This window comes from Enterococcus lactis, from assembly GCF_015751045.1.
In the GTDB taxonomy this organism is placed as follows: domain Bacteria; phylum Bacillota; class Bacilli; order Lactobacillales; family Enterococcaceae; genus Enterococcus_B; species Enterococcus_B lactis.
The window spans coordinates 1-5,804 of sequence record NZ_BNJW01000046.1 but is presented as its reverse complement, the minus strand read 5'-3'; the positions used below and the strand labels follow the sequence as shown (position 1 = coordinate 5,804).

General features: G+C 30.2%; 6 protein-coding genes, 1 tRNA gene and 1 pseudogene. 5 read left to right on the top strand and 3 right to left on the bottom strand.

Annotated elements, in window-relative coordinates:
* Positions 1 to 468 precede the first annotated feature (468 nt).
* Both KFO35_RS13690 and KFO35_RS13685 read left to right on the top strand, forming a co-directional pair.
* Complete coding sequence (locus KFO35_RS13690; protein ID WP_156271740.1) at positions 469 to 1,047, top strand: hypothetical protein; 579 nt, start codon at positions 469 to 471, stop codon at positions 1,045 to 1,047.
* A 358-nt stretch (positions 1,048 to 1,405) separates the two neighbouring features.
* Positions 1,406 to 1,479: transfer RNA gene (locus KFO35_RS13685), tRNA-Ile, on the top strand.
* Positions 1,480 to 2,004: 525 nt separating this feature from the next.
* Here KFO35_RS13685 and KFO35_RS14515 read toward each other — a convergent pair.
* A pseudogene (locus KFO35_RS14515) lies at positions 2,005 to 2,082 on the bottom strand (DUF5960 family protein); the annotation flags it as partial.
* 1,369 nt (positions 2,083 to 3,451) lie between these two features.
* On the opposite strand from KFO35_RS14515, the gene KFO35_RS13680 reads away from it, so the two are divergent.
* The gene (locus tag KFO35_RS13680) at positions 3,452 to 3,658 is read left to right on the top strand and encodes a hypothetical protein (protein ID WP_165393975.1); all 207 of its coding nucleotides are present in this window, start codon (positions 3,452 to 3,454) and stop codon (positions 3,656 to 3,658) included.
* Positions 3,659 to 3,881: 223 nt separating this feature from the next.
* Here KFO35_RS13680 and KFO35_RS13675 read toward each other — a convergent pair whose 3' ends face one another.
* Both KFO35_RS13675 and KFO35_RS14320 read right to left on the bottom strand, forming a co-directional pair.
* Positions 3,882 to 4,184, bottom strand: coding sequence for a hypothetical protein (locus tag KFO35_RS13675; protein WP_002313710.1), 303 nt, complete (start codon positions 4,182 to 4,184; stop codon positions 3,882 to 3,884).
* A 330-nt stretch (positions 4,185 to 4,514) separates the two neighbouring features.
* On the bottom strand, positions 4,515 to 4,769 hold the full coding sequence (locus KFO35_RS14320) for a hypothetical protein (RefSeq protein WP_002306574.1): 255 nt from the start codon (positions 4,767 to 4,769) through the stop codon (positions 4,515 to 4,517).
* Positions 4,770 to 4,855: 86 nt separating this feature from the next.
* Between KFO35_RS14320 and KFO35_RS13670 the strand changes: the two genes are divergently transcribed.
* Complete coding sequence (locus KFO35_RS13670) at positions 4,856 to 4,999, top strand: hypothetical protein (protein WP_167513731.1); 144 nt, start codon at positions 4,856 to 4,858, stop codon at positions 4,997 to 4,999.
* A 292-nt stretch (positions 5,000 to 5,291) separates the two neighbouring features.
* Positions 5,292 to 5,489: a cold-shock protein gene (locus KFO35_RS13665; RefSeq protein WP_002291933.1), complete on the top strand. Its 198-nt coding sequence runs from the start codon at positions 5,292 to 5,294 to the stop codon at positions 5,487 to 5,489.
* Positions 5,490 to 5,804 lie beyond the last annotated feature (315 nt).

Genomic DNA, 5,804 nt, shown 5'->3' with positions numbered 1-5,804 from the left:
CGATCAGCTCGTTCACTTAATGCAATAGCTTTTTCTGAAAATACTTTTTCTATGTCTGCTTTGTCATTAGAACTTAAAGGTACAGCTGCCTTGGACGCAGTAACCATAACTTCATTTGCAATAACTTTACTCTTTTGATGAATATCTTTTAACTCTAAATTTTCTTTTACCAACAAAGTTCACCTCAATATTTTCTATGAATAAATTTGACGCATAGATTTTCTATATCTAAAATACTATAAATTTGAATATATTCCAATATTAGTTCATCCAAAAAAGTTTTAAGGATATAATGAATCATTACAATGATCAAGGAAGATGATGGTGCAGTAAATGATGTGCGGATTTCTGATATCTATTTGACACAATAAATAAAAATAGCCCCTCTTTTTGAAGGGCAGTACATATAAAACTAAAAAATAATCGTTTTTTATTATATTATTGCTATAATAATATGGAGGTGATGTAATGGGCAAATTAATTAGTCTTTTTAAAAATAATAAGTTTCAATCTTTTTTATGTGGTGTTTTAGGAGGTTTTATAGTTTTTATTGTATTTGGCATTGATTGTAGTCTGTCAGGTTCGCTTGCAGAATGGTTAAGTGCCCTTGGGACAATAGGTGCTGTCTGGGTTTCATTATGGATTGTTTTTGATGAGAAAAAGGTCAATGTTTTAATAATAGTTGATAAAACTCGCGAGCAAAACAAAAGTGAATCCACGATAATTGGTGGGAAATTTAAGTATGTTGAAGCGTATGCGCATAATTATGGTACAAGACCAATTGCTATTTTATTTTTGGGTTTTAGACCCCAAGGTGCTGATAAGGATGATTATATTAAGAGACTAGACGATCTCTTAGATAATCCTGAAATCGAATTTATTCCACCTGGAAATCTAGGAAAAAAACATCAAGAAGATATTGAGTATTTATTGAGTGCAGGACAAAGATATGTAAACGAGGATAAAAGTTTACATCTGGAAGCGGTCTTTATCGATATTCAAGGAAAAGAATATTTAAAGGATATCATAATAACTGGTACTTTATAGTTAGTAGAAACCCTTAACCAATCATTCTTGACTGAGGTCTTTTTTCATTTTTTCTGAAAAATCTAAGAAAATAATAGACTAAAAAATAATCATGTGAGATAATAAACATAGAAAAAAGCTTCAGATACTCCCTCACCCTAGAGTCTTTCCCCAAAAGATAAGTATCTGAAGCTTTTTATTTTTATGACTTAGAAATAATAGCATAAAATAATATCTTTTACAAAGAATAAGTACAACCTAGTTTTTTGCTATTAAATATGTAATAATAAAGATGCCATCACAACATGAAGAATGAAAAAAATAATTTATCTTTTCTCAGGTCCATTCTTTTTGTTTGCAGGAGTTGTGGTGGCTTTCCGTACCCTTAGCTCAGTTGGTTAGAGCAGACGGCTCATAACCGTCCGGTCGTAGGCTCGAGTCCTACAGGGTACACTAATGTAGCCATTTGAATCGTTCTGTGTTAGAATTTTTTGAAGAGTATTATACAAGCTAAAGCTTTTCTTCATTGCCACTCAAATGAGTGGCATTTTTATGTATCCTTTTATGGATTAATGAAAGGATGTTTCACATAGTTATACTTCTGTATATTTGAAAAGTTTTACTTTGATTTTTAAATAGAAAGACATTCGGGTTAAATTGTGAGATAATAATAAAGAAGAGTTTAAAGCGTTCCCCAAAAACCACTTCCCCAAAAGTGTGTTACGCTTTAAACTCTTTTATATTTGAAGCCATTAAAAAGCATACCATATTTTTGAAAAAAAGTGAGAAAAAAGGCTTACAATTGGAGTGGTAGTTAATTAGTGACTTATTTTTGATTTTATAGCACTGATACTATAAAATATAGATATCATCATATTACACAATCTTAATACTAACCTTAAAAAATTTCTCCTTTCATAAGTATGGTGATAAAATCCGTTCCGGGCTACCTTTTTAGGTAGCCTACTTTAATCTTTATACCTTATAAAAATCTTTGACAAATCTATTCGAAGGATCAAATTTAAACCATAATTGTGTCTTTCCTTCTATTAAAATATCTTGGTCATACGCATCTTCTTTGAAATTTAAGGTAATTGATATGTATCCCGACCAAATATTAGGGTTGTTAGAAATTAAAGATCCTAGTCCTAGTGATAATAAAATACCAGATAATCATACAGCGAAACAGTATATTGAAGATATTTACAATGTTAGATCTGAAATACAAAGAGTTCTAGATAGAATTGAAAAATGAATTTGGTAAGATAATGATGGAAATGGAAAGATCGTGATAAAGTTTTTGTTACTATTTTTAATAATGCAGCAAAAAAATATTGCCACCATTTTGCCACCGATGACTGAGGTTTTCTCAGGTGTTTTGAAATGACCTAAAGATAGAAGAGATTATTTAGTTCCTTTATAACCTTTAATACTAGAAGCTTAGAGACTATCTTAGATTAATAGAGAATAGTACAGTTAGATTATTGCGAAAAGAAGCCTTCATGGCCGTTCTGAAAATGGACGAAGAAGAAAGTAAGAAGTAGTAAGAGGTCTATTTGACAATACTGAAAAAAATACCATATTTACATGGGTTTGTCACCGGAATGTCACCGGTGGTTTTTTTGTTGGTAAAATTCTCCATGATATCTACCATTTCAATTCTCATTTTATTTGTAATATGAGAATAGGTGTCCATCTAATCATGTCTTGTATACCCTGGAATCAGTAGTTTAGTCGGAAACAACTTTAGATTAATCAAAAGAAAACATGTATAAACTGAGTGATGTCGCTTAAGTTAGCGCAAAATTCCTAGCTGTTTTAAAAAATAGTTTGGCTATAATCTCTCAAAAAGTGTATTTATTCAAGTAACTTTTCAGAAAAAATAGACTAAAAACAAAAAAAGCCAGCCCTAAGAGCTGGAAAACTTAATTTTTTGTATTCAGATAAATTAGTATGCAAATAAAAAATACTATCGAAAATACTAACCCAACTAAATAATTGGATAAAAAAAGGGGATCAGTATCTGAATCATCCCAAATCTGAATCATGAAATAGATAAACGGGAGGGATGAGACGATCAGTAAACAATCTTTTTTACGCCATGTTTTTAAACAATGTAGAACAATAATTTTATATGCACAAGTAACCCAGAATAAAATTTTACTAATAAATAACAAAGTTATATCCCCTTTATTTTTTCTCTTTTGCAATATATTTATCTTATCATTATTCATTGATTATGAGATATAAATGAGATTGAAGGGGGGAGTCGGTAATAAAAGACTTATACAAAAATGAAGGGTTGCTTAGATACGTAGATTACTACAGTATAATAAGAACGGTTTCAAGCTATATGATCATTGATACATAAGTTCAGAAAATCGACTTAAAATGTTATTGATTAATGAGAATTGGAAAAACGGCAATGAATAAATCGAGTAAACAAGAATCGAACGTACTGAAGGCAACATTTGAAAAAGAATACGGAGTTTCTACAGAAGAAGTATATAAAGTGGCAAGTCAGGGTGTTGCTATTGCAAGTGAGGTTATTCGTAAGCTTGGATTTCTATATAAAATGATGCTCGTCAATGGGAGGGAGCGGAATGAAAATAAAAGACAGATGTTACGCTAGTAGTCATGGTATAGACGGTTTAATACTAGATATGCCGATAAAGTACCCTAATTAATTCGGATTGAAAGAATGATGAAATGCGATAGACAGCAACGGTTGAAAAATAGTAAGAACAATTATGAAGAGTTGAAATTCACATCCTTGTTTTTACTATTTCCGTTGCTGTCTATTAATTTATAAACATCGGAGTTACGAATATTTAAAACACATCAATTACTTATTGTCAAAGATAGATATAATACGCATCAGCTTCCGAAGTAGCAGAATTTACCTTATGGAGTCCTTCTAATTTGATGTGGAGTTCTTTGGCAATTTCTTGAATATATTTGTTAAATATACTATTTTCTAATTTTAAATAATTAGCAATCTCTATAGAAATAACTTTTTTACATTCTTTTCCTATAAACTGAATATTAAACTGTCTTATTACACTGTTTCTATCACTTTCATTAGGAAAGCTACTTATCATCGATACATATTCTTTTATAGACATAAGAGTACTTTTTATCATTTGGAATTCATCCATAATTTCACCTTCTCTAATTATTTTAATTTTAATTTAATTATACATGATACTTTTGTTTCTATCCATTTTTTTGCTGAAGAGAAAATAAGGTAAGGAAAGTTTAGCGACTATCGCTAGGTGAAAAGATAAACAGCTTCTTTTTTATTTTTTAGTTACATAGACATTCAGAAAAAAAGACAATCAACTAGTGATCGTCTTTTAGAAAGTTACCAATCAATTTTATAATATTGCTAGAAAATAAGATAAGAGCAAGACCTAAAATATTTATAAAAAATTGAAATCTAAAAAAATAGCATTAAGGATAACAAGAATCATTTCGATGTATAATAATTAATCATTCTTATAAAGATATCGCAAAACAATGATGAAAAGAATAAGTGATAAAAACAACCCAACTACGTAAAAAAATAATGCTGAAAGCGATTGATAAAATGTATATTTCACTATTTTTATGATAAAAATTGCTGTAGGAAGAAAAGAAAGCATTAATATAACTGTTTTTCTAGAACGTTTAGTGAAGTAAAAAAAAGAGCTGATACCAATACAGACTGGAATCCAAAATAAAAGCATGCTAAATGTGACCACCGTATCATCTCCCATATCGTCTTATGTCAATTAGGATAATAGCACTTTATCAACTAATAACCAAATATTAAGGATAATAGTTCCGAATGGACTACAAACACACCAGAATGGAAAAAGTCAGAAAACCGGAACTAACTGAAATAAAAGCAAAGTTTAAAAAATACGGTGTTCCTACAGAAGCAGCGGATAAAATTGCGAGCAATTGTATTGCCGGCCATCATTCAGGTTGAAAAAGTAAGTAGTTAACGAAGAACAAAAAGAAAGTAGATAGATATGAGATTTTTAATCGGAGATCATACTCGTTCATTAAACAATTGTTGTGATTTTTCTGAAATTTTACATCTTTTAAACTTTATATCGAGTGATTATCCTTGTGTTAGTATTATATACGTGTTACAGTAAATAAGTAATCTAATTTGAAACGTAATCTGAGCGATATATTCACACTATAAAAACTCCTTTTACCAAGTAATATTAATTGCAATAAAACACGTATTATATACGTATCAGGAGGAAATATATATGAATAAAGGTACAGTAAAATGGTTTAACTCAGATAAAGGTTTTGGTTTCATCACTGGTGAAGATGGAAATGACGTGTTCGCTCATTTTTCAGCAATCCAAGGAGAAGGCTTTAAGTCTTTAGATGAAGGCCAAGCAGTTACTTATGATATTGAAGAAGGTCAACGCGGTCTTCAAGCAGTAAATATCGTAAAATAATGTTGAACGTTAACCGCCTCATATGAGGTGGTTTTTTTGTTTATGTTGGTAGAAAAAATCCTTCACTGTAATATTAGGTGAGGGATTTTTTTCGTTCATTGATTAAGTTTAACACTATTGTTTGATTTAGTTTGTTTATTTTCTGTTACTCAGTTTTTACTTGCTTTGTGGATCTGTGTCAATAAAGTGGACTCATTTTTTGAGAGTTTTTTTGCAACCAATCCACTCTCGAGTTGTTTCATGATTTCAGACAATCGTCAAACTAAAACCGTTTGACCATTCTCTGAAACCATGAAAAGAGATTCTCGTGGATTC

Excerpts from the sequence above, each read along its gene's own strand:
- KFO35_RS13680 (WP_165393975.1), top strand. The coding sequence starts at position 3,452 with ATGAATAAATCGAGTAAACAAGAATCGAACGTACTGAAGGCAACATTT.
- KFO35_RS13665 (WP_002291933.1), top strand. The coding sequence starts at position 5,292 with ATGAATAAAGGTACAGTAAAATGGTTTAACTCAGATAAAGGTTTTGGT.
- KFO35_RS13670 (WP_167513731.1), top strand. The coding sequence starts at position 4,856 with ATGGACTACAAACACACCAGAATGGAAAAAGTCAGAAAACCGGAACTA.
- KFO35_RS13675 (WP_002313710.1), bottom strand. The coding sequence starts at position 4,184 with ATGGATGAATTCCAAATGATAAAAAGTACTCTTATGTCTATAAAAGAA.
- KFO35_RS13690 (WP_156271740.1), top strand. The coding sequence starts at position 469 with ATGGGCAAATTAATTAGTCTTTTTAAAAATAATAAGTTTCAATCTTTT.